This is a genomic window from Marinobacterium stanieri (genome assembly GCF_900155945.1).
Lineage (GTDB): Bacteria > Pseudomonadota > Gammaproteobacteria > Pseudomonadales > Balneatricaceae > Marinobacterium > Marinobacterium stanieri.
This window is the reverse complement of sequence record NZ_FTMN01000001.1, coordinates 980,100-1,005,632: the sequence shown is the minus strand read 5'-3', so window position 1 is coordinate 1,005,632 and position 25,533 is coordinate 980,100. Positions and strand designations below refer to the sequence as shown.

Sequence of the window (25,533 nt, the reverse complement as noted above, 5' to 3'; positions counted from 1 at the left end):
GGTATGCCAACAATGATGAAAAAAATACTGCTGACCGCCACGTTTATGCTTGTTCCTTTCTCCATCGCTCAGGCGGAGATCACTGTCTCAACTGATAACATCGAGATCAGCAAGGACTGCATCAAACTGGAAGGCGAAAACGTGACCGTGAAATCGGATGACTGCCGTTCAGACAAGTTTGACAAGGATAAACACGAAAACCGCAGTATCCATGGTGACAATAACCCTGGTAAAGGGCACGACAAGGACAAGCCGAAAAAGGATAAATAACCCGACAGGGTAGCGGCAGGGCTGAATCCTGGCTGACGATCTTCGCCTTAGGTTTATCTATCTAGGGCTTATCAAGAGCTGAGCCCGACGCGCTACCAGCGCTCGTGACCCGTTGCCCAGAAAGCGAAAAAGCCGATCTCTTTCGAAATCGGCTTTCTCTAAATTTGGTAGCGGGGGCTGGATTTGAACCAACGGCCTTCGCCCGGGGTTACAAAGAGCTGAGCCCGACGCGCTACCAGCTCGTAACCCGTTGCCCAGAAAGCGAAAAAGCCGATCTCTTTCGAAATCGGCTTTCTCTAAATTTGGTAGCGGGGGCTGGATTTGAACCAGCGACCTTCGCCCGGGGTTATGAAGAGCTGAGCCCGACGCGCTACCAGGCTCGTAACCCATTGTCCAGAAAGCGAAAAAGCCGATCTCTTTCGAAATCGGCTTTCTCTGAATTTGGTAGCGGGGGCTGGATTTGAACCAGCGACCTTCGCCCGGGGTTATGAAGAGCTGAGCCCGACGCGCTACCATCGCTCGTAACCCGTTGCCCAGAAAGCGAAAAAGCCGATCTCTTTCGAAATCGGCTTTCTCTAAATTTGGTAGCGGGGGCTGGATTTGAACCAACGACCTTCGCCTGGGGTTATGAAGAGCTGAGCCCGACGCGCTACCAGGCTCGTAACCCATTGCCCAGAAAGCGAAAAAGCCGGCACCTTTCGGTTACCGGCTTTCTCTAAATTTGGTAGCGGGGGCTGGATTTGAACCAACGACCTTCGCCCGGGGTTTATCAAGAGCTGAGCCCGACGCGCTACCAGCGCTCGTAACCCATTGCCTAGAAAGCGAAAAAGCCGGCACCTTTCGGTTACCGGCTTTCTCTAAATTTGGTAGCGGGGGCTGGATTTGAACCAACGACCTTCGGGTTATGAGCCCGACGAGCTACCAGACTGCTCCACCCCGCATCAACTTGAAGCGCGAATACTACGCACCGGCCTTGTCCTTGTCAACGTAATCACAAAAATAAATCCAAATAAGCTGATTCCTTCATCAGCGGAGCTTCGCAGCAAGAGTTGAATCAGACCCAACGACCTTCGCCCGGGGTTTATCGAAAGCTGAGCCCGACGAGCTACCAGGCTCGTAACCCATTGCCGAGAAAGCGAAAAAGCCGGCACCTTTCGGTTACCGGCTTTCTCTGAATTGTGTAGCGGGGGCTGGATTTGACCTAATAGAAGCCGGTTGGATTAAATGCCGAGGGCAGGTCAGGGCTACCTAGAAATGAATCGATATGCCCGAACGGGTCTGCCATGATTTACTTGAGTCCTCGTGATTTTTTTCGTTGTTCCCTGAAGCTGCATGATCGATAGTCACCCCATAGCTCATGCTGGATTTCATCCAAAGTGAGGCACCCTTTTCCCCAAAATATTGCTTCCGTGCCACACTTACCTTCAAATTGGTATGTTGCGCTGGTGTCGCTCGATAGCCTCGATCATGGATTGGGTTAGGGGCAAGTGCGCTTTTTCTCTCGCCCAAACTTCATTGAAGCCTGCAACGGTTTCCTTGGCAATTTCCAACACCCACTTTTCCGGCAACATGGCTTTCGCGGCCAAGTGTGATAACTCATCTAACGTGAAGTCGCTGAACTTTTTACTGCGGCTGACCTTTAGGGCCGCACTATCATCGGGGATATAGGGTACGGTCGAAACAAAGTCATACGCGGGGGCAATCGATGCTGTGTGCTTATCTTTGTATATCACCGACCAATTTTTCAGGTGCATATCCGCATTGCCTATCAGCGTATTGAAGACCAATCGGCGGGTAAATTCGGCAATGTCCTCATCTTGACCTTCTATTCCCAGCACCTGAGCAATGTTACGCATACTGGCTTTTTGATACTTGTCGTGAGGGTATACGCCAAACACCTGGGCAAAGTCCTCAATATGTATGGCACGGCCATCCGCACGATCAAAACGCTTGATCACAAAGGCACTTTCACCAAACTGTCCGATCCCTTCCGGGATATTGGCAATCTGATTAATCGGCAGCAGCTGGGTCTCTGGCACATCCATTCCCAGCATGCGTGCCAATTCCATCATCGAATATTCATTTTCGGGTACAGCTTCGAATCGAGACGACGGCAACTTCACAATCCATGAGCCGCCTTGGCCTGTTGCCGGGATCGTTAAACCACCCTTTGCCTGTTGCACGGCGGAAAATTTCAACTGCACACCCGCTAATGAAAAGCGCATGGGTGCCTTACGTTTAGGATCACCTTGCGTCTCGTTATGATAATTTGGTGGGAGCGCTTCACCATTGGCTGGCTCTACTGTGATTGCACCTGGCAAGTCTTGTCCGAGTGCCCACAATAGAAAAAATTCCCGCGCCGGGTTCACGCCTGCACGCTCTGCCAAGTAGTGGCGCATCCTTTCTTCTGGCAGTAGATTGGAGAAAAACGGAAGCAATCGGGTTTGGGTTGGTTTGAAATCAGTCAGCAAGCCGCCCAGCGAATCTTTAAAGCCAAGCCCTAACACCGGTCGCGATTCATCATTGATGTAGCCATCTGTAAAAGCAAATAGCGTTCTGTCATGACCCACGTTGGTGATCGTGCCGACAGGTTCGCCGTGCAGCAAAACATTCAGAGTGGACACAAGGTTAGTCATCGTCTTCCTCATCTAAAAGGTAGGCTGGCGACACCTGCTCACCTTCAACGTGAGTACCGCTACCGCTACTGCTTCTAATGATCGACTGTATCGCAGGAACAGACTTTTTAGGCGCAACCAATAGCTCCAGGTCGAGCACACGGGCGAGTGCAATCAAACTGGACACGCGTAGATCAACACTCCCTGACTCGATTTTCGAGATATGGCTTTGTGGTACACCCGAGCGCGCGCTCAGCTCCCGTTGGCTCAACCCTTTACGTACCCGTGCTTCGCGAAGGGTCGCCACTATCGGCTCGGTTACATAGCTCATTTTGATATGCCATAACGAATCACTGATGTCATATTATATATATTAGCATATCAAATTGATCTCGGGATCTAGAAATCCTCATTCGACTGGATCAACTGCTGGTCCAGCATGGTGGACATGAACAGGTTGGCGAAGGCCGGTTTTCCTTGCTGGCTCTAGCAAAAGATTTGGTCCTTCTGCCCGCGTACTGAGACAAGGTTCCTTTCCATGCAATGGGCAGTGCGAGAAACAGCGTATCCAATCTGGGAAGGTCGAATCCCTCTCCAATGTACTTATCGGTTGCGACAATGACTTGAACGTCCGAAGGAGTTCCAGGAGAAGAGGAGGGTTACTGTTTCTGAGATTGCTAATGAAACAGGAATTAACAGGATGACCCTATCAAAGATGTTGAATCATCAAGGCAGCAGTACAGTTACAGATAACTTGGATAAGCTCTGCTTCTACTTCAATTTTGAGATTGAAAGCCTTGTCACTCATTTCAAAGATGAGACGGGCGAAGAGTGAGCTTTTGACCTAGTAGTGAGATCGCGATCTGTAAAAAGTGTTTCTTCAGGCTTCTGAAGCTGTTTGTGCACTGTGCCGGTGTAGAAGCCTGAAGTTCATGCTAGTTCCAGAGGAGCAGAAAGGAACTATAGAGAGGGGGCACACTGCGGGCACAGAGCGATTTCAAATAATAAAACGAAAAAAGGCAGACCGGTAAGTACCTGATCTGCCTCTTAAAATTTGGTAGCGGGGGCTGGATTTGAACCAACGACCTTCGCCCGGGGTTTATCAAGAGCTGAGCCCGACGCGCTACCAGGCTCGTAACCCATTGCCCAGAAAGCGAAAAAGCCGATCTCTTTCGAAATCGGCTTTCTCTGAATTTGGTAGCGGGGGCTGGATTTGAACCAACGACCTTCGGGTTATGAGCCCGACGAGCTACCAGACTGCTCCACCCCGCATCAACTTGATGACGCGAATACTACGGATGCGTGAAGCTTATGTCAAGAAGTTATTACGATCGTACGTCTTTTCGTATAGCGCTCGCCTGACACTGGGTGATGAACTGTGACAATAACTTCTGCTCCATCAGGCTTAGACCCTCGAAGTCGGCACACCAGACTTGGCCAACCTTGCGCACCAGTTTCAGGTTGCAATCCATCCTGACGCTGCGTGTGTTCAGGGTGAAGGCGATATGGGCGGCAACAGTGGTATCGACAAGGGGCTGGTGGCTGACAAACGCCATGCCGGTGGCAGAGAGGTTACGCACCTCAATTGCAAGGTCGTCGATATGAACCTGGATAGGGTCCTCGGGTGTTACCTCCAGGCGGTAAGCCCGGCGACCGCTATCCTGCAGGTCGGGTATCGTAATCCTTGGTTTCATGGCTGAGAGGCTCGCTTTTCCAAAACGAATTCAATACGTCGGTTGGCGGCGCGGTTATCCGGGCTGATGTTGGGCATCAGTGGAATCGACGCACCGTAACCGGTGGCAGTAAGGCGTTTGGGGTTAATCCCCGAATCGATCAGGTAGCGCAGTACGGTTGTCGCGCGCACGGCGGAAAGCTCCCAGTTGGAGGGGAATTGCGCCGTTTGAATCGGGATGTCGTCCGTGTGTCCCTGAATCTCCATCTTGTAGCCAGGGTTGACAATGAGTGTCTCAAGCAGGGCGTCCAGCATGGGCAGCATGGCGTAGTTGAAATCCGCCGAGCCCGAGTTGAACAGGGCTGCGCCTTTCACTCGCAGCGACAGTTTGCCATCTTTGGGGGCGCCGATTTCGACTGCATCTTCCATCTGCATCAGCTGGAAGGCACGCTCCAGGTCACTGGTCAGCTGTTGCCACTCCATGGCTGCTATTTCAGATTGAGCGCTGTCCTCGGCATCATTTTTCTCCGCCGGCGTACTTTCCTGAGGTGACTGCATGATGGCATCGTTGATGTCCGAAGGTGTGCCGGGGCTCATTGTTTCCAGAGGGATGATTGAGTCAGGCGCGCCGGACACCGCATTTTGGAAGGCGGTCTTGAACGATTGCATGGCGTCAGCGAAGCGCTCCTTTTCCAGGTTGGACATGGAAAACAGCAGCACGAAAAATACCAGCAGCAGCGTCATCAGGTCGGCATAGGTCATCAGCCACCCGGGGCTACCCTGGTCATCGGTCAATTCTCGGCGGCGACTGCTCATGACTAACCTCGTGGCCCGGCCGGTTTCTGCTGTTTTCCGGCAGCAGCCTTACCTGCATTGCCCTTGGCGCCTCCACCGTCAGCCGCGGTATCCTTTTGCTGCTTGCCGATCTTGACCGGTTTGCGCTGGGCTTCGGGCAGATAGGAGGCCAGCTGCTCATACACGTGCATGTAGTGGTCGTTGGTCAGGATGCTGATGCAACCTTCTCGGATGATTTCCAGATTAGTCACTTCGGCGAGGGTGCGTGCATGCAGCTTGCCGGCAATGGGCAGGAATACTACTGTGGCCAGCAGGGAGCCGTAAAAGGTGGTCAGCAGAGCCACTGCCATGGCGGGGCCGATGGTTTCCGGGTTGGAGAGCTGGCTCAGCATCTGGATCAGGCCGATCAGGGTACCGAGCATGCCGAAGGCCGGAGCGTAGGCACCCATTTTACGGAATACATCCTGCACCGAGTGGTGGCGCGCAATCAGCGAGTCGATTTCGTTCTGCAGAGTGTTGCGGATGACCTGTTCCGACGCGGCTTCCGCCAGCAGGTTGCAGGCGCGCTTGAGCACGTGTGAATCACTTTCCACATCCCCCAGCTTGAGCAGACCATGGCGGTGCGAAACCCGGCTCAGTTCCAGCATGGTGTCGATCATTTCCTGGGGGTTGGTGTTGTCGCGGGTGAACACAATCCAGGCGGCCTTGAAGGCGTTGGTCACATCCTTGAAGTTCACCGTCAGCAGGGTGGCGGCCAGCGTACCGCCGGCGACAATCATCAGGCCGGGTACATTCAGGAAGACATCGGCGTTACCGCCCAGAAAAATGGCACTGATGATCAGGGCAATGCCAGAAATAATACCGAGAAGAGAGGCGAAATCCATCCTGATTCAGTACCCTGTCAGCTTGATATGAGGGACAAGTGTGTCCACGAGCTTGCAGTATAACAACGAGTTGCCATGGCGTCAGACTACTTCATCGGGTTGCCTCAATGGAAGCACCCGGCCTGGGAAGCCTCCATTTTGCCTGATTCAGGACAACCCGAGCTGAGCCAGTATGCCGCCAGCTTCAGCTCGGTGGAGGGCAATACCACTTTTTACGGCTTGCCCGCACAGGAGACCGTGAAGCGCTGGCGCGAGCAGACGCCGGCGCATTTCCGCTTCTGTTTCAAATTTCCGCAATCGATCAGTCATCAGTCTGGCCTGATGCACTGTGAAGAAGAGGTGCGTAAAACCTTTGTGCAGCTGGCTCCGCTGGAGCAGAAGTTGGGCATGCTGTGTCTGCAGCTGCCGGCCCGTTTCGGCCCTGAGCATTTGCCACAGCTTGGACACTTTTTACAGCAGTTGCCGGCGGGATTCCGGTATGCGGTTGAGGTGCGCCATCCTGCCTTTTTTGATGGCGGTGATGCGGAAAAGCAGCTCAATGTGCTGCTGCATACCCTGGGGATAAACCGCATCATGTTTGATACCCGGGCGCTCTTTGCCAACCCGAAAACGGATGCGGTGACCCGTGAAGCGCTGCAGCAGAAACCGCGCCTTCCCCTGCGGGTGCTGGCGACAGGCTCTGCCCCCATGCTGAGGTTTATTACACCGCTGCATTGGCAGGAGGGCACGGACTGGCTACAGCCCTGGATCGGCAAACTGCTGGAATGGATTGAGGCGGGTAAAACACCCTTCGTGTTCATGCATACGCCCAGCAATGCCGAAGCACCGGAGCTGGCCCGTTGGCTGGCACAGCAACTGGAACAGCAGAAACCGGGATTGAAGGGGTTTGATGACTGGGCGGGTCGGCCCCGGATTCAGCAACCGGGGCTGTTTTAAAGCCGCTCTTGTACCCTTTTAGTGCAGAGCGTTCGGCTGTGCCAGAGTGAACGGGGAAATGGGCGCTTCAAATTCCAGCTCATCGGTGGTGGTCATCTGATAGCTGCCTTCCATGCTGCCTACTTCAGTAGCCAGCACGGTGCCGCTGGTGTACTCGTAGCTCTGGCCCGGCTCAATTACCGGTTTCTCGCCAACCACGCCTTCACCCTGTACTTCCTGAACATGCTCGTTGCCGTCGGTGATACGCCATTTGCGGCTGAGCAGTTGCACGCTCTCCGCATTATGGTTGGTGATTTTAATGCGGTAGGAAAAAACGAAGCGGTGTGCTTCCGGCTCGGATTGCTCCGGCAAGTAGGCGGTGGCGACATCGATTTCGATATTGCGGCTGAACTCGGTGCTGTCCATCTGTGCTCGGGTATCCTCTGGGTTGGTCTGTCGGCCAATGCCGGTTATCAAGTCTTGTTGGCAGCGTCTGTTAAAGCGTCGCTGATACGTACAAATTCGGCCAGTGTCAGGCGCTCGGGGCGCAGGCCCGGATCAATATCAAGTGCTTCCAGTGCATCTGCGCTGATCAACTGCTTGAGGTTGTTACGCAGGGTCTTGCGGCGCTGACCGAATGCGGTACGTACTACATGCTGCAACTGGCCCACATCCTTGGCCGGAATCGGTGGTTCGGCATAGGGTACCAGTCTCACGATAGCGGAATCGACCTTGGGTGCGGGCGAAAATGCGCCGGGAGGAACAATAAACAGAGGTTCCACACGGCAATAATACTGCGCCATGATCCCCAGTCGGCCGTAATGGTTGTCGCCTGGGCCAGCGGCCAGGCGGTCCACTACTTCCTTCTGCAGCATGAAGTGCATGTCTTCAATCAGGCCGTTAAAGCTCAGCAGATGGAAGATCAGCGGCGTCGAAATGTTGTAGGGCAGGTTGCCCACGATGCGCAAGGGGCGCTCATCCTGTTTCAGGCCGGCAAAGTCGAACTTCAGGGCATCGGCTTCGTGGATGGTAAAGGTATCGGCATAGCGGAAAAATTGGGTACGCAGCACCGGGATCAGATCACGGTCCAGTTCCACGGCATCCAGGTGTCCGTTGGTCGCATCCAGCAGTTCTTCCGTCAGCGCCCCCAGACCCGGGCCGATTTCGACCAGGTGATGCTTGGGCTGAGGGTTGATGGCGCGGATGATACGGCCGATCACGCCCTGATCGTGCAGAAAGTTCTGACCAAAGCGTTTGCGCGCCTTGTGGCCGGCGGGTTTTTTACTCATGTTCACTGTCCTGCTTGATGGCGGGCCATATCCAGCGCGAACTGGAGGGCGGTGTGCAGACTGCCGACGTCAGCCTGGCCGGTTCCGGCCAGATCCAGCGCGGTGCCGTGATCAACCGAGGTGCGGATAATGGGCAGACCCAGCGTGATATTGGCGGCGCGGCCAAACCCCTTGTATTTCAGAACCGGTAGTCCCTGATCATGATACATGGCCAGAACGGCATCGGCATCACGGAGGTGGTGATCGGTAAACAGGGTGTCGGCCGGCAGTGGTCCGATCAGGTTGGTACCCTGGTCGCGGAACTGCTCCATCACTGGGGTGATGGTATCGATCTCTTCACGTCCCATATGCCCGCCTTCGCCGGCATGGGGGTTGAGGCCTGCAACCAGAATACGGGGCTGCTCAATGCCAAAGGCATGTTTGAGGTCGTGCACCAGCACTGTAATGACCTCTTCCAGCAACGGGCGGGTGATGGCACCGGGTACCGCGCTCAGCGGCAGGTGGGTGGTGGCCAGGGCCACCTTCAGACCCTCTGTGGCCAGCATCATCACAACCTTGCGGCTGGCGGTCATCTCTTCCAGAAATTCGGTATGGCCGCTGAAGGGAATACCGGCATCATTGATGACGCCCTTGTGCACCGGCGCGGTCAGCAGTGCCTGGAAATCACCCGACATGCAGCCAAGGGTGGCCTGGCGCAGGGTTTCCAGCACATAGGAAGCATTGGCTGTTTCGAGCTTGCCGGGGAGGCTTTCTGTTACCAGGTCGACGGGCAGGCAGTAGAGGGCGCCCGGCGGTGCCGGCTGTGCGGGTGAGCTGCTGTTGAACGGCAGAATCTCCAGCGGCAGGCCCAGCAGCTCGGCGCGTTGACGCAGCAGATCCGGATCAGCCACGGCTACCAGCTGACAGGGGTGAGCCTGCTGTGCCAGTTGGGCGCAGAGTTCGGGGCCAATGCCGGCGGGTTCGCCCGGCGTAATCGCTATTCTGGGGCAGCTCACGTTAGATCTTACGCTCGATGTAGGCCTGGGAACGGATTTCGCGCAGCCAGTTGGTCAGCTCTTCACTGAACTTGCGCTGGCGAATGGTATTGCGTGCCTGGGCTTCCAGCATCTCTTCACCCAGATCCTGGGTACGGCGATCCTGCACCTGCAGGATATGCCAGCCAAAACGGGACTCGAAGGGGCGGCTGATTTCACCTTCTGCGGTGGTGTTCATGACCTGCTCGAACTCAGGCACCATCTGGCCGTTTTGCGTCCAGCCCAGTTCGCCTCCCTGGGAGCCGCTGGCGCTGTCATCGCTGTGGCGACGGGCCAGTTCATCAAACGGCTGACCTTCCTGCAGGCGCTGGTAGAGGTCGTTGATCTCGCGGCGGGTTTGGGCCTCGCTGCGGATTTCGTTAGGCGTGAGCAGGATGTGGCGAACCTGTGTCTGTTCGACCAGCTGCACCTTGCCGCCGCGCTTGTCTTCCACTTTCAGCAGGTGGAAACCGCCCGGTGTTTTGATCGGTTTGCTGATTTCACCCGGGCCCAGTTTGGCGATGGCGTCAGCCAATGCGGTTGGCAGCTCGGTTTCCTTGCGCCAACCCAGCTCGCCGCCCTGCAGGGCGTTGGGTGCATTGGACTCGGCAATGGCCAATTCAGCGAAATCGGTGCCGGCATCAAGCTGTTCACTCAGGCGCAGGGCCTTGGCTTCTGCCTTCTGGATCATCTCGGGGCTGGCGCCTTCGGGCAGGGCAACCAGAATATTGCGCAGCTGGAATTCGGCCTGCACCTGCTGCTGGCCCAGCTCGGAATCCAGGAAACTCTGTACTTCCTGGTCAGACACGCTGATGCGTCGGTTGACGCTGCCCTGTTGCACCTGGGTCAGCAGGATTTCACGGCGAATCTGCTCACGGGCCTGGGCATAGTCCTGGCCTTCGGCGATCAGGGCATCACGAAACTGGCTCAGGGTCATGCCGTTCTGTTCCGCAATGCGGTTAATGGCCTGGTTGAGCTGGTTGTCGGACACGCGGATACCCTGGCGTTCGGCAATCTGCACCTGCAGGCTTTCCAGAATGAGGCGGTCCAGTACCTGCTCACGCAGCACATCTTCGGGTGGCAGGCGGGTGTCATTGCCGGCGGCGACCTGCTGGCGAACCTGTGCCGTGCGCTGATCCAGCTCGCTTTGCAATACGATGCCTTCGTTGACCACCGCAGCGATTCGGTCCAGCACTTCTGCGTTGGCCATGCTCAGGGGAGCTGTCATCACCAGCAGGCCCAGCAGGGGGCGTGCAAATTTAGAAAGTGCCATCTTCATCCTCGTCATATCCGGTAACTTCCTTCAGGTATTCACTGCCCTGGTCCTGCCCAAAAGAGCCGAGGCCACGCAGGACAAACTGCAGGAAAACGCCATTGTCTGTTTCGAATGCTTCGCCTGTATCGATGCTGTCCGGGTCAACTACCCAGCGACGGCCAGTCAGGCGTACTTTCCAGCAACAGCTTGAATACTCGATCCCCAGCAGGGTTTCAAGATTCTCGCTGGCATCCAGATCCTGTTGCAAGCGGCCGTAGCCGGTCCACTGGTTATTGATCGGCCAGCGGAAGGCCATGTCCAGCTGCTGGTTACCATCGATCGGCTTCTTGCGGGTGTTGTCACGGTAGCTCAAGTAGAACAGACGACGGTCACCCGGGCGGAAGCTGAGCTTATAGTTCTGTTCCAGCAGGTCGTAGCTGTTGCGATCTATTTCACCGTTGTGGCTCAGGCGCAGGTTGGGCAGCGGTGACCAGCTGGCCAGAGTCGCCAGGTTGGTGCTGTTTTCCCGGCCGGTAATATCGCCCGGGCGCAGTGCCGCGGCATCACGATCACTGAAGTAGTAGGCCTGAGCCGCCGCCAGACGCATCACTTCCTGTCCCTGGCTGGAATACAGCGCGCTGGACAGACCCAGGCTGGCCTGGGAGGTATCTGCGATGCGGTCGTTGCCACTCCAGCCGGTGGTGTGGAACAGGCTGTAGTAGGTGAAATCCAGTTCGCTGGAGTCGAAAATGGGCGCATCGTCCTGATCTTCGGCACTGGCGTGCAGCAGGAACAGGCGAGGCTCCAGTGTCTGTGTATAGGTGCCCTTGTCGGTGTTGTAACCGCGCTCCAGCATCAGGCCGGAATCCAGGCTCACCAGCCCGGCAGCAACACTGGGACGGGCATCGATATCGAAGCTGTCATTTTCCAGGTCATACTGGCTGTACCAGAGACCGGCACTTGGCCGCAGGTAACCCCAGGGACGGTCCAGTGCCAGGCTCAGGCGCGGCTCCAGGTGAATACGGTCACCGGTGGTACGGTCATGGACATCATTGGCGCTTACGCTGGGCGCATAACGGCTGTCCAGGTCGCGGTCGAAGCGTACGAACTCGGCGTCGTAATCCAGGTTGAGCGCGTTTCCAAGGTAGCTTTCCCAGCCTTGCAGGTGCAGCTGCGGCAGGCGCTCGTAGGGTGTGGTACCGCTGATGGTCTGGTAGCTCTGGGTGCTGAAGTACAGGTTCCAGTTGGGCTGGCGGTAGGTCAGGTCCAGGCGCTGGTCCAGGTGGTCATCACGCTGCACTTCAAGACTGGTGCTCAGGTCTTCGTAGTAGTCATCGTCGCTGACGCGAGTGAAGTCCACATGGCTGTAGAGGTTATCCAGCAGTTCACCGTTGTGGTTCAGGCCCAGCACCCAGCGGTCTTCGCCCAGCTTGTCGTCATTGGACATCCAGGCGGTACTGAGGCGGTTGGACGACCAGCTGTTCATGTAGCGCAGTTCGTTCTCAAGCAGCAGGCCGCGCTCACCGATATAACGGGGCGTCAGCGTATCGTCCACATTGGGGGCGATATTGAAATAGTAGGGTACCGACAGATCGATCCCGTTGCTGGCGGAGTAACGGATGCTGGGGTACAGGAAACCGGACTGGCGGCGGTCATCGATGGGGAAAGACAGATAGGGCGTATAGAGAACGGGTACGCCCATTACATCGAGGCTGGCGTGGCGTGCAACGCCGCGGCCGGTTTCCGGATCCAGCACAATGGAGTCGGCCGCCAGCTGCCAGGCGTTGCTGCCCGGTTCACAGTAGGTCAGCGCGCCTTCATCGAGACGTACACGGTTATCGCCAAAACGGGTAATGCGGCTGGCTTGCCCGCGCATGTGTTCTTCATGCATGACGTACTGGGCATTGTGGAAGCGGGTATCACCGCTGAGCATGTCGGCATCTGCCTGTTCACCCAGCAGCAGGAAACCGGGCTCGCGATAGCGTACTTCACCAAACAGGCGGGCCTGGTTGGTTTCGCGGTTGTATTCGCCACGGGTACTGCTGATCATGCGGCCACCACGCTGGATCTGGATGCCACCTTCCAGAGTGGTCAGGCCGTCCAGTGCAGCGCTGGAGTTCAGGGCGTCGATGAGAACCGGCTGTTGGTCCAGCGGACGGTCATCCTGCAGGTAATCCAGTTCGGGCTGGATATAGCGGCCTGTGCAGGCTCCGGTTGTCTCGCCGGCGGCGTAGGGATACCAGTCCAGATAAGCTGCCTGCTCGGGGGCCAAAACGACCGCCTTGCGAGGCGATGGCAAGGGTGCACTTTGCAATACCCGGGATGCCGTTTGCTTACAGGCCCAGCTATCGCCATCCGCGACGCAGTTCCACTCATCTGGCCCGCTGGCATTGAGTTTCAGGTCCGCTTCCTGGGTGCGGCGCTTCTCCGCGATACGGACGCGGGTGCTCTGTTCGTCAGCGACTGTATCAGCAGTTGCCTTTGCTGGTGCTGGTGCAGGTGCAGGCTCGACGGGCGCTTTGGCCGTGTTGGTATCGGGTTCTTCGGGGGGCTCTTTAACCGTTGCAGAGGCCGCAGCTTCGGCAGCGGCTTCCTGCTCTTTCATCGCCGCTTCATTGACGTCGCATTTCCATTCGCCATCGGGGGCCAGGTCACAGCTCCACAAGCGTTCCGTTGTATTCTGGGCGTGCAGGCCTTGGCTGCCCAGGGCTGCAGCAATGGCCAAGCTCAGTTTGAATCCTGCTCGGGTGTCAAAGGGCATTAGAAGAGTCGCTATCCGGTTGCGGCCGGGCCTGTTTCATGGCGGCCCGTAAGTCGAGTACCATATCGAACCACGCATGATAAAGCATTCACAAGTTCAAGTGCTAGAGGATAAAGGCGAATGGGTCAGAGGCTGAAACAGCTTTCACAGTGGGTACAACAGCAGGCCAGCGACCAGGATGTGCCGCTTGACGAAGTGTTGCAGCCGGTATCGGGTGATGCCAGTTTCCGGCGTTATTTCCGTGCCAGCGGCGCAGAGGGCAGCTGGATCGCCGTGGATGCACCGCCCGAACATGAGGACTGTGCGCCCTTCGTGGCCATCGCTCAGGGCTGGCTGGCGCAGGGTGTCCGTGTGCCTCGCGTTATCGCCAGTGATCTGGAAGAGGGATTCATGCTGTTGGAAGACTTTGGTGACCAGTTGTTGTTACCGGAGCTCGACGACAGCAATGTCGAACAGCAATACAGCCGTGCCTTCGAGCTGCTGCGCCAGATTCAGCGTACTACCAACCCGCAGCTGCCTCCCTATGAGCCGGTGATGCTGGCCAATGAAATGGCACTGTTCCCTGAGTGGTTCCTGACCCGTTTTCTCGGGCTGGAATTGAGCGATGAAGAGTTTCGTCTGCAGGGTCTGGTCGGGCGACTGCTGATCGAATCTGCCCTGGGGCAACCGCAGGTAAGCGTGCACCGAGACTATCACTCGCGCAATCTGATGCTGCTCGAAGATGGCGAGCTGGGCACCATCGATTTCCAGGATGCCGTTAAAGGCCCTGTGACCTACGACCTGGTCTCGCTATTGCGTGACTGTTACGTCGATTGGCCGGATGAGCAGGTGCGTTTCTGGGTTGAAGCCTTCCGTCAGCGCTTGCTGAAAGACGGAATTGAGGTGGCCGAGCAGGGGCTGTTCCAGCAGCAGTTTGATCTCATGGGCATGCAGCGTCACATCAAGGTACTGGGTATCTTCAGTCGCCTCTGGTTGCGTGATGGCAAGGAAGGTTACCTGGATGACCTGCCGCGCACCCTGTCATATCTCTACCGAGCATCAGCACGTTATGAAGAGCTGGATACCTTTACCCGCTGGCTGGAAAAACGTGTCATCCCGGCGTTTGAAGCTCATCCACGCTTTGCCGGCCAGTCACTGGAGCACTGGTGGCAGGCATGAAGGCGATGATTCTGGCGGCCGGTCTGGGGACCCGGATGCGGCCGCTGACGCTGGATACGCCCAAGCCACTGTTGAAGGTGGGCGGCAAGTCCCTGATCGAGTATCACATCGAGCGTTTGGTCGCGGCTGGTGTCACTGACCTGGTGATCAATCATGCCTGGCTGGGGCAGCAGATTGAGGAATATCTGGGTACGGGGGAGCGCTATGGAGCCCGAATCCAGTACTCTCCCGAGTCGGAACCGCTTGAAACCGGGGGCGGTATTCGCAAGGCGCTGCCACTGCTGTGTGATCAGGGAGCTGCTCCGTTTATTGTGCTGAACGGTGACCTGTTCAGCACGCACCCGCTGGAGCCCCTGGTCGATCTGCAGCCGCCGCTGGGCGGTGCTCATCTGGTTCTGACTGCCAACCCGCCCTGGCATGCCGAGGGGGATTTTGCGCTGCATAGCGATGGTCTGGTCAAAGAGGATGGTGCTGAAAAGCTGACCTTCTCCGGCATCAGCGTGATGACCCCGGAGCTGTTCGACGGTATTGAAGCGGATGCTTTTGCCCTGGCGCCTCTATTGCGGGAAAAAATGCAGGTGGGTGCTGTTACCGGAAGCCGGCTGCAGGGATACTGGGAAGATGTAGGGACACCGGAGCGCCTGTCGGTGCTGGATGAGCGGCTCAAGGCTGGAGTTATATAAGGAGACACTATGGACTCCCTGTTGGGACAACTTAAGCAATACCGTGGTGGTGCCATTGTCGGCGGTCTGATTGGTCTGCTCTCGGGTGGCCCCATGGGCTTGCTGTTGGGCGGCGCCGTTGGCTTTTTGCTGCAGCGAGGGCTGAGCAAGAAGCTGCAGGCCTATAACCCGCAGCAGCTGTTCTTCCGCGCCACCTTTACGGTGATGGGCAAGATCGCCAAAGCCGATGGCCGTGTTTCCGAGCAGGAAATCCGTTTTGCCCGCGAGGTGATGCAGCGAATGGGCCTTGGCGATGCACGTCGCCGTGAAGCGATCGATTTCTTCTCTGAAGGCAAGGAAGAACATTTTGATGTGGCTGAAGTGCTGCGCCCGCTGGCCTTGATGCTCAGGAATCGCTCGGCGGTGAAGCTGATGTTCGTGGAAATTCAGCTGCAGGCTGCCATGGCGGATGGTGAAATCAGTGCGGCCGAGCAGGCGGTGTTGCAGCAGGTCTTTACACAGCTGCAGTTTACTCAGCAGGAAGTGGAACTGCTGATGTCGAGAATGCGCGCGGAGGAAGCCTTTCGTCAGCATTCCTGGCAGGGGCATGCCAATCCGGGGGCTGATTCAGCCAGCCTGTTGAAGGATGCCTACGGCGTGCTGGGTGTCAGTCCCGATGCCTCTGATGCCGAGGTGAAGAAAACCTGGCGCAAGCTGATGAGCCAGCACCACCCGGACAAGTTGATGTCCAAGGGTGTTCCGGAAGACATGATTCAGCTGGCGAAAGAGAAGACCCAGGAGATCCAGGCGGCTTACGACCGTATCAAGGCATCACGCAACATGCGTTGATCAGACGCTACTGGGGCCCTTGGCCGGCTGTGGCTGAGGGCGTGTTCCCGGGGGCTGTGGCGGTTGCAGCTGGGGAACCTGTGGTGCCTGGCCTTCGGGCTCGGCCTCGTCAGATAGATAAATACGTTCCAGCACTCCGCGTACCTTGCGTGTCATCCAGGGCATATCAGCACTCCAGCCCCTGAATACGCCCGGTAACCGGCTTTGGTGGTAGCGACTGAGCCCTTCGCGCTGTGCCAGCAGGCGGCGCTGGCGGGCATCCGGCTCCGCATCCGGGTAGCCGGGCAGAGGGTGGTAGTAGAGGTCGATCAGGGTACGCTCCTTGAGCTTGATCATCAGCTCTCCCAGGCCCTCGGGCGCTGCAGCCGTCGGGCGAGGGTTGAGTACCGCCAGATCAATATCCTCTCCACGTGCCAGTGCAAACTGCGCCGCCCAGGTCGAGCTGCTGCCAATACCCAACACCAGTTTTTGCTTGCCGCTGCCGCGCTGTACCAGTTCTGCCCAGGCAGCCTGAAAGCGGGCGTTGTAGCGGTCGGGGAAGGGTTGTGCCTGTTCAGGTTGTGCCTCATTTTCCGCAGCCGCATCGGTTGTTTCGGCCGGGGCGGTTGGCGCCGGCGCAGGGGCTGCTGCGCCAGCGTCAGTATCCTCAGTGGCGGTCGCCGGTGCTGTATTCAGGCGTTTGATAACCGGAAGTGTTCTTGTCGGCAGTGATGGGGCGGGTGGCAGCGGCGGCTGCACGATCATCAGGTTCCAACCATGTTCCGGCAGGTAGGCGGCCAGCGCACGAGACTGTTCCAGCCAGGCTTCAGCACTGCCGGTATCGGGCAGCAGCAACAGGTTACCCAGGGCATTGGCCGTCATGGCCGGGCGGAACACCAATGAATAGCGGTCATCGCCGGTATCCAGCTCCAGCAGTTCATAGCTGCTGTCCAGCGCTTCAATCAGCTGATCTTCAAGGCTGGTGACGCCGGCCTGCGCGCGCTCGCCATCCTCCGCCGCAATAAGAGGATGACTGGCTGTGAGCAGGGAGATAAGCAAAGCTGGAATTAGTGTACGCATCAGGCGATTATCGATGCACGGGCTCCGGCTCGCAAGCATTGCTGAATCCGCCGCCTGCCTTGGGTACAATAGCTGCATAATTAACCAGTCAATGAGTTCCCATGGCCGATTTCAAGATTGCTCCCTCCATCCTGTCCGCCGATTTTGCCCGCTTGGGTGAAGAAGTTGAAAACGTCCTCGCGGCCGGTGCCGATATTGTCCACTTCGATGTGATGGACAACCATTACGTGCCCAATCTGACTATCGGTCCGATGGTCTGCAAGGCGCTGCGTGACTACGGCATCGAAGCCCCCATCGATGTACACCTGATGGTGAAGCCGGTCGATCATATGATCAGTGAATTCATCAAGGCGGGAGCGTCCTACATCACCTTCCACCCGGAAGCATCCGAACATATCGACCGTTCGCTGCAGATGATCCGTGACGGTGGCTGCAAATCCGGCCTGGTATTCAACCCTGCGACGCCGCTGCACCATCTGGATCATGTTATGGATAAGGTCGATATGATTCTGCTGATGTCCGTAAACCCCGGTTTCGGTGGTCAGAAATTCATTCCGACCACATTGGACAAGCTGCGCCAGGTACGTGAGCGCATCGATGCCAGCGGTCTGGATATCCGTCTGGAAGTGGATGGTGGTGTTGGCATTGGCAATATTGCTGATATCGCGGCGGCAGGGGCTGATACCTTCGTGGCCGGTTCCGCCATCTTTAACACTGATGATTATGCCGCGACCATCGCCCAGATGCGTGCCGAACTGGCCAAGGCGGCGGGCTGATGCGCAATCTGTTTGATGGCGCGTTGCCACAACGGGTGATGTTTGATCTGGATGGCACGCTTGTCGACAGTGCCCTGGATCTGACGGCTGCTGTGGATAATATGCTGCAGGCCATAGGGCGTGAGCCAGCCGGTGAAGAGCGGGTACGCCAGTGGGTAGGTAATGGTGCCCAGGTACTGGTTAAGCGTGCACTCACCGGTGAAATGCACCCGACTGAAGAATCACTTGAGCCTGAACTGTTCCAGGCGGCCTTTGAGGTATTTCTGGCAGCATATACCCAGAGCAACGGCCGCTACGCCCGGCTCTATCCGGGGGTTGAAGAGCTGTTGATCCACCTGCAGCAGGCGGGGGTGCCCATGGCGGTGGTGACCAACAAGCCGATGGCCTTTACCACTCCCTTGTTGAAGGCGATGAAAATCGAGCAGTACTTCGATCAGGTATTGGGTGGCGACAGTCTGCCGGTGAAAAAACCGGACCCCTTGCCGCTGCTGAGCGTGCTTGAGGCTACAGGCTGTGCGCCTGAGCAGGCCTTGATGCTGGGGGATTCGCGTAACGACGTGGACGCGGCCCGTGCGGCCGGCTGTCCGGTGGTATGTGTCAGTTATGGCTACAACCATGGCGAGCCGGTGGAAAACTGCTCGCCGGATCGGGTTGTGGATAGTTTTGCCGAGCTGATGTGAGTTGCGTCAGTTATGCGTAAAAGGGAGGCCGTCGAGCCTCCCTTTTTTGTGCGCGCCTGTGACTGGCCGGCGGGTGTTAAAGAATCTGAGCCGCCTGCTCAAAGCTCAGTCGATCGCCGCGAGGGTGATGACCGCCTTCAGCGCCGTAGCCCAGATTGACGATAAAGTTTACTTTCCACTGCCCGTCCGGGAAGAAAGTCTTGTTAACCGCTTCGGGGTCGAATCCGCTCATGGCACCGGCATCCAGGCCCAGGGCGCGTGCGGCCAGCATCAGGTAGGCCCCCTGAAGGGAACTGTTACGAAAGGCAGTCGCTTCAGCCAGCGCGTTGTTTTCACGGAACATTGGAGCTGCATCGTACGCCTTGAACTGGGTCTGCAGGTGCTCGTAAAACTCGGTATCCGAGGCAATGATGACCGTAAGAGGAGCCTGTCGGGTTTTCTCGGCATTGCTGTCCATCAGCGCGGGTAACAGCTGCTCTCGCGCTTCGGGGGTACGCAGAAACAGGTAGCGGGCAGGTTGCGTGTTCATGGAGGTCGGCCCCCACTTCAGCAGGTCGTACAGCTGCTCAATGGTCTCTTCTGAGACAGCCTGATCAGTAAACTGGTTATAGCTGTGTGCCTGGAAAAATAGCTGATCAAGTGCGTTCTGGTTCAATGCTGGTTTCACTGAAAGTACTCCTGGCCGCAAGGGGAAACGGCGTTGTTCGATTGAATGTGGACACTTTAGGTGTTTGCTCGCTGTGTAAAAACCGAACCCAGTAAACGCTTTTGATCAAAAAAATTGATCACCTCAGGTTTTTTTGGCTCTCGGGTTCTATCCCTTATGGTTACGCGACCTCAGCGGCGAATCCGTGTACAGGTATTGCTGCACCTGCGAACAAAAAGCAGGCCAAATTCACAACTCTGTGCTAAACGTTACTCAGCCCCCACTGCACATCTGTGTGAGTCTTTGTATACCTGTCCGACCTGCTGACCGGGTCAGAACTGTGCCTGTGCAGCGATTGCTGCTGTGCCTGTCACCACAAGCGAATAGCACGAGGGAGAATATGATCAAACCAGGAATGATGACCTGCCTTTTAGTGGCGCTCTGTGCTGCCGTTCCCGTCCAGGCGGAGCAACGCGCCGGCACGTTTAAAGTGGTGAATGGCACTGTGCATGTTGAACGTGCCGGTGTGAAAGAAGTGGCTCAGATAGGCGGAGCCGTGATGCAGGGGGACAGGGTGGTCACGGCACCTGACAGTTTTGCCGGCATCACCTTGAGAGATAACACCCGTCTTACGGCCTCGCCGGATTCCACCCTGGTAATTGATGCCTTCAGCTTTGATACCACCACTCACAAGGGTCGGCTCAACGCCAGCCTTAAAAAGGGCAGGCTGGCGGTAATATCCGGTCAGCTGGCCAAGGCAAACCCCGAATCGGTGACCTATAACACCGGGACCATGACAATCGGGGTACGCGGTACCGAATTCATTCTTGAAGCAGCCGGGGAGTAAGGGACATGGATGTGCGTTGTAAACAACTGATTGCGTCTGCGCTTGTGTTTGGCTGCCTGAGCTCAGCCCATGCGGGGCAATACTGGACCAGCTCAAATGGGTTGCCGGTACGGGACAATGCAGGGAATTGTGTGGAGCAGGGTGTTCAGGCAAACACCCTGCAGCCGGGCTGCGATGCCATGAATCGTGTCATTCTGTTGCCGGACGCCAGTGGTGAAGTCGGGGCTGTCGTTGTCATGTCAGAGGGGGGCAGCAAGACCCTGAATACGGCCTATGGTGCTGCTTACCAGGGGACTGAGGGGCAGCTGGAGGAAAGTGCCGCCAGTTCAGAAGAGGTCAGCTCCAGGTTCGGCCAGCTGTTGCAGCAACAACCCTTACCCGCTGAAACCTTTACGCTGAGGTTTACTTCAGGTTCTGCCACCGAGCTGACACCGGATTCATTGGCCATGATCCCCCGGTTGTCCGCCAGTCTGGAAGAACGCAAGGCTCCGGAAATCCGGATCGTTGGGCATACCGACCGTGTTGGTTCCCTGTTGGCAAACGACCGCCTGTCGAAGGCGAGGGCGCAGACCGTCGCCAAGGTGCTGAACGAAAAAGGCATTCCCATGGATATGATGGAAGTGACCGGTCGTGGTGAACGGGAACCCGAAGTGGCAACGTCAGACGGGGTCGACGAACCGCGTAACCGCAGGGTCGAGATCAGCATTCGCTAGCCGGCGGCTTGGCTTTTCCGGTAAAGAGGACCTAACCCAGGATGGAAGATGTCAGTCTGACCAATAGCCGATCCGGACTGAGGCAGCTGCTGGGAGTGGCCAGAGGGCGACCGCTGGCCATTATTGTGTTGCTGGTTATCGTGATTGCCGAAACCCTGCATGCCCTGCCAAAGCCCGTGCAGGAACGTTATCCGGCCTGGCTGTCGGAGACGGTTGCGGTACTGCATTCCCCTCTGGAAAGTGCACAGGCCGCACTGTTTGACTCCTATCAGCAGTTTTCACCCCGTGAGCCGCAAAGTCAGCCGGTTACAGTCGTCGCCATTGATGAAAAAAGCCTGCAGAAATTTGGTCAATGGCCCTGGCCGCGGGATGTGTTGGCCAAACTGGTGAATACGCTCGATTTCTATGAACCTGCCGCGATCGGGCTGGATTTCTACATGCCGGAGCCGGATCAAAACTCCATCGAGAAGCTGGCCAGCCGTTTGGCACCGGAGCAAACCTATCTGCTGAAAGAGCTTAATGCCTTGCCCTCAAGTGATTTTCAGCTATCCATGGCCCTGAGCAGTACACGTTCGGTGCTGGGGGCGGCCGGGTTTGGCTTTTCCACCTACACCACAACAGACCAGCTGTTTTCCATACCGGTTAGTACTCAAGGGGCTGATCCGCTGCCGTTTGTGACGAATTATCCACAGGTGCTGGCCAGTCTGCCCGAATTGCAGCAGGCCGCTGCTGGCCAGGCGCTGCTGAGCGTTCCGGGGACGGCAGGACCGGTTAGAAAGCTGGCGCTGATCATGGCCGTAAACGGCGAACTGGTTCCTACGCTGGCGCTGGAAATGCTGCGGGTTGCAACCTATTCGGAAGCCATTGAAGTGACCTCAAGCCGCACCGGTGTGGATGAAGTCAGGGTCGCGGATCTTGCAATAAAGCCTCAGCACAACACGGATGTCTGGTTGCACTATGCCCCGATTGCCACCACGGGTGCGCGTTACCTGTCCGCATCAGATCTGTTCAGCGGTAACTTTGATCCGGTCATGCTGGAGAACAAGCTGGTCCTGATTGGTCTGACAGGGGCCGGCCTGCCCGATATGCGCTTTACGTCACTGGGTGAGCAGGTGCCCGGGGTGGAAATTCATGCCCAGCTGGTTGAATCCCTGTTTGATGGCGCACTTCTCAAGCGGCCTGGCTGGATGCCCTGGGTGGAAATCCTGATGATCGCATCCGCAGGGTTATTGCTGATCTGGTTTGCCCCGCGGCCGGAAAGCTGGGTCGGGGCAGTGCTGAAATTTCATCCTGCCTTGAGTTTTGCTGCTGTTCTTGCCTTTGCCGGTCTGATGATGGGGCTGGGTTATTTTGCCTTCTGGTCCTGGGGCATTCTGTTCTCGGCAACCAGCGTGGTCATTGGCAGTTCGCTGGTACTGGGTATTTTCATCATCAACACCCTGCTGGATAACCTGGGAGAGGCCCAGGCACGACTGGCGCGACTGGTGCAGAACGGGATCGCGCTGGCGCGTGTGCATGACCGCGATGCCCTGCTGGAGATGACGCTGGACGGTGTGGATGAAATTACGCCCTGTGAAGCCTCGGTGATCCTGTTGAAATCGGAAGACAATAAGCTGTCCGCCGTGCATCAGCGAGGGTTGCAAGCGGAATGGGAAGAAGTGATCGACTTGCAAGCGGCCAGTGAGCAGTCGGGTGTTTTAGGACGTGCCTTTACCGCAGCGGGCCTGATTCAATTGAGCCCCGGGGATACTGAGCTGATGACGGCGCGCTGGTCCGGGCTGACCACCCGCTCGGGCAAGTCTGTACGTTCCCTGTTGGTCGTACCCATGCTGCTCTCGGATAAAACGGTGGGGGGCGTCGTCGTGCTGATCAATGCGCTCGACCCCATCAGTGGTGATGTGGTCAATTTTGACCCGAAGAATGAGCACTTCGTTGATGCCCTGGCCACGCAAACGGCGGTGGTGATCGAGAACCAGGATCTGGTCGAAGCTCAGGAAAAAATGCTCGACGCCATGATCAAGATGGTCGCTGGCGCCATTGATGCCAAGAGCCCTTACACGGGCGGCCACTGTGAGCGCGTGCCTGAGTTGGCCATCATGCTGTGCAAGGCTGCCAACCAGACGCGTGAGGGGGCTCTGGCAGATTTTGCCCTGACCACTGAGGATGAATGGCGGGAATTTACCATTGCTGCCTGGTTGCATGACTGCGGCAAGGTGACCACGCCTGAGCATGTGGTGGATAAGGCCACCAAGCTGGAAACCATCTATAACCGCATTCATGAGGTGCGTACCCGCTTTGAAGTCTTGTTGAGAGACGCCCGGATTGAGCGGCTCCAGGCCATCCATGAGCGCGGCGTTGAACCGGAGGAGGCTGACAGGGTTTTTGCCGCACGCAAACAGCAGCTGCTGGACGACTTTGCTTTTCTGGCCAAGTGTAACGAAGGTGGTGAATTTCTCGAGCAGGACAAGATTGACCGCATTCATGCCATTGGCAGCCAGACCTGGACGCGTCATTTCGATAACTCTCTGGGCCTGTCTGAAGATGAGCGCAAACGTCTGGGGAATCAGGAAGAGCAAAGGCTCCCGGTCACTGAGCCCCTGCTGAGTGATCGGCCCGAGCATCTGGTTGAGCGGCCACCGACTGCGGCGCTGGATGAGAAGTTCGGCTTTAAAATGGAGATTCCCGAATACCTCTACAACCACGGCGAGCTGCATAATCTGGTGATCAGCCGCGGGACATTAACTGCCGAAGAGCGCTTCAAAATCAACGAACATATCATCCAGACGATATTTATTCTGGAGCAGATGCCGTTCCCGCCCAATCTGAGCCGGATTCCGGAAATTGCGGGTGGCCATCATGAAACCCTGATCGGCACTGGCTACCCGCGTAAGCTGACCAGGGATGAACTGTCGATTCCGGCCCGGATCATGGCCATTGCCGACATATTTGAAGCGCTGACCGCATCCGATCGTCCTTACAAGAAAGCCAAAACCCTGTCCGAGTCGATCCGAATTCTCAGCTTCTTCAAGAAGGATCAGCATATCGATCCGGACCTGTTTGACCTGTTCCTTACCTCCGGCATCTACAAACAGTATGCGGAGCGCTTCCTCAGCGAAGACCAGATCGACGAGGTGGATATCAGTCAGTATCTGGGGTGATGCGGGCATAAAAAAGCCGGCTCAGGGAGCCGGCTTCAGACGTCTGCAGTCGATAGGGATCAGTCGCAGAGCGCGTCCAGTTTCTGCTTGAGAATACCGGTAACGGCACCCGGGTTGGCCTTGCCGCCGGTGGCTTTCATGACCTTACCCATAAAGAAGCCGATCATCTTGCCGCGCTTGTCCGGCTCGGCCGCCTTGTACTGCTCCACCTGCTTCTCGGAGTTGGCGATCACTTCGTCGACGATCTTCTCGATGGCGCCGGTATCGGTAACCTGTTTCAGGCCCTCGGCCTCGATGATCTCGTCAGCGGTGCCGCCCTTGCTCCACATCAGTTCGAACACCTTCTTGGCGATGTTGCCGGAGATAGTGTTGTCCTTGATGCGAACCAGCAGGCCGCCGAGCTGTTCGGCAGAGACCGGGCTGTCCTTGATATCGGTGTCGTTCTGGTTGAGGAACTTGGCCAGTTCGCCCATTACCCAGTTGGCAGACAGCTTGGTATCACCGGACAGCTTCACCACCTGCTCGTAGTAGTCGGCCTGAGCGCTGTAAGCGGACAGGACGCCAGCGTCATATTCGGACAGGTTGTATTCGCTGATGAAGCGCTCACGACGTGCGTCCGGCAGTTCCGGCAGGGTTTCGCGGATCGCTTCGATGTAGCTGTCATCGATGATGACCGGCAGCAGATCCGGGCAGGGGAAGTAACGGTAGTCGTTGGCTTCTTCCTTGGAGCGCATGCTGCGGGTTTCGTTTTTGTCCGGGTCGTACAGGCGGGTTTCCTGCACGACGGTGCCGCCGTCTTCGATCAGATCGATCTGACGTGCCACTTCGGTATCGATGGCGCGTTCGATGAAGCGGAAGGAGTTGATGTTCTTCAGCTCGGTACGGGTACCCAGCTTCTCCTCGCCCTTCGGACGGATGGAAACGTTACAGTCACAGCGCATGGAGCCTTCGGCCATGTTGCCGTCGCAGATGCCCAGCGTGGTCACAATCGCGTGGATCTTGCGCGCGTAGGCGGCGGCTTCCTTGGAGGAACGCATATCCGGCTCGGATACGATCTCCACCAGAGGGGTGCCGGCACGGTTCAGGTCGATACCGGACATGCCGTGGAAGTCCTCATGCAGGGACTTGCCCGCATCCTCTTCCAAGTGGGCGTGATGCAGGCCAACACGGCGCTGAACACCTTCTTCGGTTTCGATATCAACAAAGCCCGGGCCCACGATCGGTTCGGCCAGCTGAGTGGTCTGGTAGCCCTTGGGCAGGTCCGGGTAGAAGTAGTTTTTACGCTCGAATACAGAGCGCTTGCCGATCTCGGCGTTTACGGCCAGACCGAACATGACGGCCATGCGCAGGGCGTTCTCGTTGAACACCGGCAGGGTGCCCGGCAGGGCCAGGTCAACGGCACAGGCCTGAGTGTTCGGTTCGGCACCGAAAGCGGTGCTGGCGCCGGAGAAAATCTTGGTTTTGGTCGACAGCTGGACGTGAATTTCCAGGCCGATAACAACTTCCCATTCCATGA

23 protein-coding genes, 2 tRNA genes and 1 pseudogene are annotated in these 25,533 nt (G+C 57.1%); 11 read left to right on the top strand and 15 right to left on the bottom strand.

Annotated features, from left to right (window positions below; genetic code table 11):
• Positions 1-12: 12 nt before the first annotated feature.
• Positions 13-270, top strand: coding sequence for a CG2 omega domain protein (locus BW956_RS04665; RefSeq protein ID WP_083702928.1), 258 nt, complete (start codon positions 13-15; stop codon positions 268-270).
• Positions 271-1,134: 864 nt separating this feature from the next.
• On the opposite strand, the gene BW956_RS04655 is transcribed toward BW956_RS04665, so the two are convergent.
• From BW956_RS04655 to BW956_RS04645, 3 genes are all read right to left on the bottom strand, one after another.
• Positions 1,135-1,211 (bottom strand) — tRNA-Met (locus BW956_RS04655).
• A gap of 483 nt (positions 1,212-1,694) precedes the next feature.
• On the bottom strand, positions 1,695-2,906 hold the full coding sequence (locus BW956_RS04650; protein WP_076461183.1) for a type II toxin-antitoxin system HipA family toxin: 1,212 nt from the start codon (positions 2,904-2,906) through the stop codon (positions 1,695-1,697).
• Positions 2,899-3,216, bottom strand: coding sequence for a helix-turn-helix domain-containing protein (locus tag BW956_RS04645; protein ID WP_076461181.1), 318 nt, complete (start codon positions 3,214-3,216; stop codon positions 2,899-2,901). Before BW956_RS04645 ends, BW956_RS04650 begins: the two co-directional genes overlap by 8 nt.
• Positions 3,217-3,543: 327 nt before the next feature.
• On the opposite strand from BW956_RS04645, the pseudogene BW956_RS22860 reads away from it, so the two are divergent.
• Positions 3,544-3,720, top strand: a pseudogene (locus BW956_RS22860) (helix-turn-helix domain-containing protein); the annotation flags it as partial.
• A 360-nt stretch (positions 3,721-4,080) separates the two neighbouring features.
• On the opposite strand, the gene BW956_RS04635 reads toward BW956_RS22860, so the two are convergent.
• The 4 genes from BW956_RS04635 to BW956_RS04620 all read right to left on the bottom strand — a co-directional run bounded on the left by BW956_RS04635 (position 4,081) and on the right by BW956_RS04620 (position 6,236).
• Positions 4,081-4,157: transfer RNA gene (locus tag BW956_RS04635), tRNA-Met, on the bottom strand.
• Between the two features lie 53 nt (positions 4,158-4,210).
• Positions 4,211-4,579, bottom strand: coding sequence for a PilZ domain-containing protein (locus tag BW956_RS04630; RefSeq protein WP_010322899.1), 369 nt, complete (start codon positions 4,577-4,579; stop codon positions 4,211-4,213).
• The gene (locus BW956_RS04625) at positions 4,576-5,373 is read right to left on the bottom strand and encodes a flagellar motor protein MotB (protein ID WP_076461177.1); all 798 of its coding nucleotides are present in this window, start codon (positions 5,371-5,373) and stop codon (positions 4,576-4,578) included. The genes BW956_RS04630 and BW956_RS04625 overlap by 4 nt, the downstream gene beginning before the upstream one ends.
• A gap of 2 nt (positions 5,374-5,375) precedes the next feature.
• The gene (locus tag BW956_RS04620; protein ID WP_076461175.1) at positions 5,376-6,236 is read right to left on the bottom strand and encodes a motility protein A; all 861 of its coding nucleotides are present in this window, start codon (positions 6,234-6,236) and stop codon (positions 5,376-5,378) included.
• 75 nt (positions 6,237-6,311) lie between these two features.
• On the opposite strand from BW956_RS04620, the gene BW956_RS04615 reads away from it, so the two are divergent.
• The gene (locus tag BW956_RS04615) at positions 6,312-7,172 is read left to right on the top strand and encodes a DUF72 domain-containing protein (protein WP_076461173.1); all 861 of its coding nucleotides are present in this window, start codon (positions 6,312-6,314) and stop codon (positions 7,170-7,172) included.
• A gap of 18 nt (positions 7,173-7,190) precedes the next feature.
• On the opposite strand, the gene apaG is transcribed toward BW956_RS04615, so the two are convergent.
• Genes apaG through BW956_RS04590 form a run of 5 tightly spaced genes read right to left on the bottom strand, consistent with a single transcriptional unit; the run spans position 7,191 to position 13,469 of the window.
• The gene (apaG, locus tag BW956_RS04610; protein ID WP_010322895.1) at positions 7,191-7,577 is read right to left on the bottom strand and encodes a Co2+/Mg2+ efflux protein ApaG; all 387 of its coding nucleotides are present in this window, start codon (positions 7,575-7,577) and stop codon (positions 7,191-7,193) included.
• A gap of 47 nt (positions 7,578-7,624) precedes the next feature.
• Entirely contained in the window at positions 7,625-8,440 is an 816-nt protein-coding gene (gene rsmA, locus BW956_RS04605) for a 16S rRNA (adenine(1518)-N(6)/adenine(1519)-N(6))-dimethyltransferase RsmA (protein ID WP_010322894.1), read from the bottom strand.
• Between the two features lie 2 nt (positions 8,441-8,442).
• Positions 8,443-9,435 (bottom strand): 4-hydroxythreonine-4-phosphate dehydrogenase PdxA, encoded by a 993-nt coding sequence (pdxA, locus tag BW956_RS04600; RefSeq protein WP_076461171.1) that lies wholly within the window; start codon positions 9,433-9,435, stop codon positions 8,443-8,445.
• A 1-nt stretch (position 9,436) separates the two neighbouring features.
• Positions 9,437-10,726, bottom strand: a complete 1,290-nt coding sequence (locus tag BW956_RS04595; RefSeq protein ID WP_010322892.1) for a peptidylprolyl isomerase — start codon at positions 10,724-10,726, stop codon at positions 9,437-9,439.
• Positions 10,713-13,469: an LPS-assembly protein LptD gene (locus BW956_RS04590; RefSeq protein WP_076461170.1), complete on the bottom strand. Its 2,757-nt coding sequence runs from the start codon at positions 13,467-13,469 to the stop codon at positions 10,713-10,715. Before BW956_RS04590 ends, BW956_RS04595 begins: the two co-directional genes overlap by 14 nt.
• Positions 13,470-13,589: 120 nt before the next feature.
• Here BW956_RS04590 and BW956_RS04585 point away from each other — a divergent pair, with 120 nt between their 5' ends.
• From BW956_RS04585 to djlA, 3 genes are read left to right on the top strand one after another with little or no spacing between them, the layout of a single operon-like run.
• Positions 13,590-14,627: an aminoglycoside phosphotransferase family protein gene (locus BW956_RS04585; RefSeq protein ID WP_076461168.1), complete on the top strand. Its 1,038-nt coding sequence runs from the start codon at positions 13,590-13,592 to the stop codon at positions 14,625-14,627.
• Entirely contained in the window at positions 14,624-15,310 is a 687-nt protein-coding gene (gene murU / locus BW956_RS04580; protein ID WP_076461167.1) for an N-acetylmuramate alpha-1-phosphate uridylyltransferase MurU, read from the top strand. The genes BW956_RS04585 and murU overlap by 4 nt, the downstream gene beginning before the upstream one ends.
• 9 nt (positions 15,311-15,319) lie before the next feature.
• Positions 15,320-16,138 (top strand): co-chaperone DjlA, encoded by an 819-nt coding sequence (gene djlA, locus BW956_RS04575; RefSeq protein WP_076461165.1) that lies wholly within the window; start codon positions 15,320-15,322, stop codon positions 16,136-16,138.
• Here djlA and BW956_RS04570 read toward each other — a convergent pair whose 3' ends face one another.
• Positions 16,139-17,197 carry a DUF3530 family protein gene (locus BW956_RS04570; protein WP_076461163.1) on the bottom strand — a complete coding sequence of 353 codons (1,059 nt, stop codon included), beginning with the start codon at positions 17,195-17,197 and terminating at the stop codon, positions 16,139-16,141.
• Between the two features lie 101 nt (positions 17,198-17,298).
• Between BW956_RS04570 and rpe the strand changes: the two genes are divergently transcribed.
• Positions 17,299-17,973 carry a ribulose-phosphate 3-epimerase gene (rpe, locus tag BW956_RS04565; RefSeq protein WP_076461162.1) on the top strand — a complete coding sequence of 225 codons (675 nt, stop codon included), beginning with the start codon at positions 17,299-17,301 and terminating at the stop codon, positions 17,971-17,973.
• Positions 17,973-18,653: a phosphoglycolate phosphatase gene (locus BW956_RS04560; protein WP_076461160.1), complete on the top strand. Its 681-nt coding sequence runs from the start codon at positions 17,973-17,975 to the stop codon at positions 18,651-18,653. The genes rpe and BW956_RS04560 overlap by 1 nt, the downstream gene beginning before the upstream one ends.
• Positions 18,654-18,729: 76 nt before the next feature.
• On the opposite strand, the gene BW956_RS04555 is transcribed toward BW956_RS04560, so the two are convergent.
• The gene (locus BW956_RS04555) at positions 18,730-19,320 is read right to left on the bottom strand and encodes a malonic semialdehyde reductase (RefSeq protein ID WP_076461158.1); all 591 of its coding nucleotides are present in this window, start codon (positions 19,318-19,320) and stop codon (positions 18,730-18,732) included.
• A 379-nt stretch (positions 19,321-19,699) separates the two neighbouring features.
• Here BW956_RS04555 and BW956_RS04550 point away from each other — a divergent pair, with 379 nt between their 5' ends.
• From BW956_RS04550 to BW956_RS04540, 3 genes are read left to right on the top strand one after another with little or no spacing between them, the layout of a single operon-like run.
• On the top strand, positions 19,700-20,146 hold the full coding sequence (locus tag BW956_RS04550) for a FecR family protein (RefSeq protein ID WP_076461156.1): 447 nt from the start codon (positions 19,700-19,702) through the stop codon (positions 20,144-20,146).
• A gap of 5 nt (positions 20,147-20,151) precedes the next feature.
• The gene (locus BW956_RS04545) at positions 20,152-20,859 is read left to right on the top strand and encodes an OmpA family protein (RefSeq protein ID WP_083702926.1); all 708 of its coding nucleotides are present in this window, start codon (positions 20,152-20,154) and stop codon (positions 20,857-20,859) included.
• A 41-nt stretch (positions 20,860-20,900) separates the two neighbouring features.
• Positions 20,901-24,017: a CHASE2 domain-containing protein gene (locus BW956_RS04540; protein WP_076461154.1), complete on the top strand. Its 3,117-nt coding sequence runs from the start codon at positions 20,901-20,903 to the stop codon at positions 24,015-24,017.
• A 59-nt stretch (positions 24,018-24,076) separates the two neighbouring features.
• Here BW956_RS04540 and gatB read toward each other — a convergent pair whose 3' ends face one another.
• Positions 24,077-25,531, bottom strand: a complete 1,455-nt coding sequence (gene gatB / locus BW956_RS04535; protein WP_076461152.1) for an Asp-tRNA(Asn)/Glu-tRNA(Gln) amidotransferase subunit GatB — start codon at positions 25,529-25,531, stop codon at positions 24,077-24,079.
• Positions 25,532-25,533 lie beyond the last annotated feature (2 nt).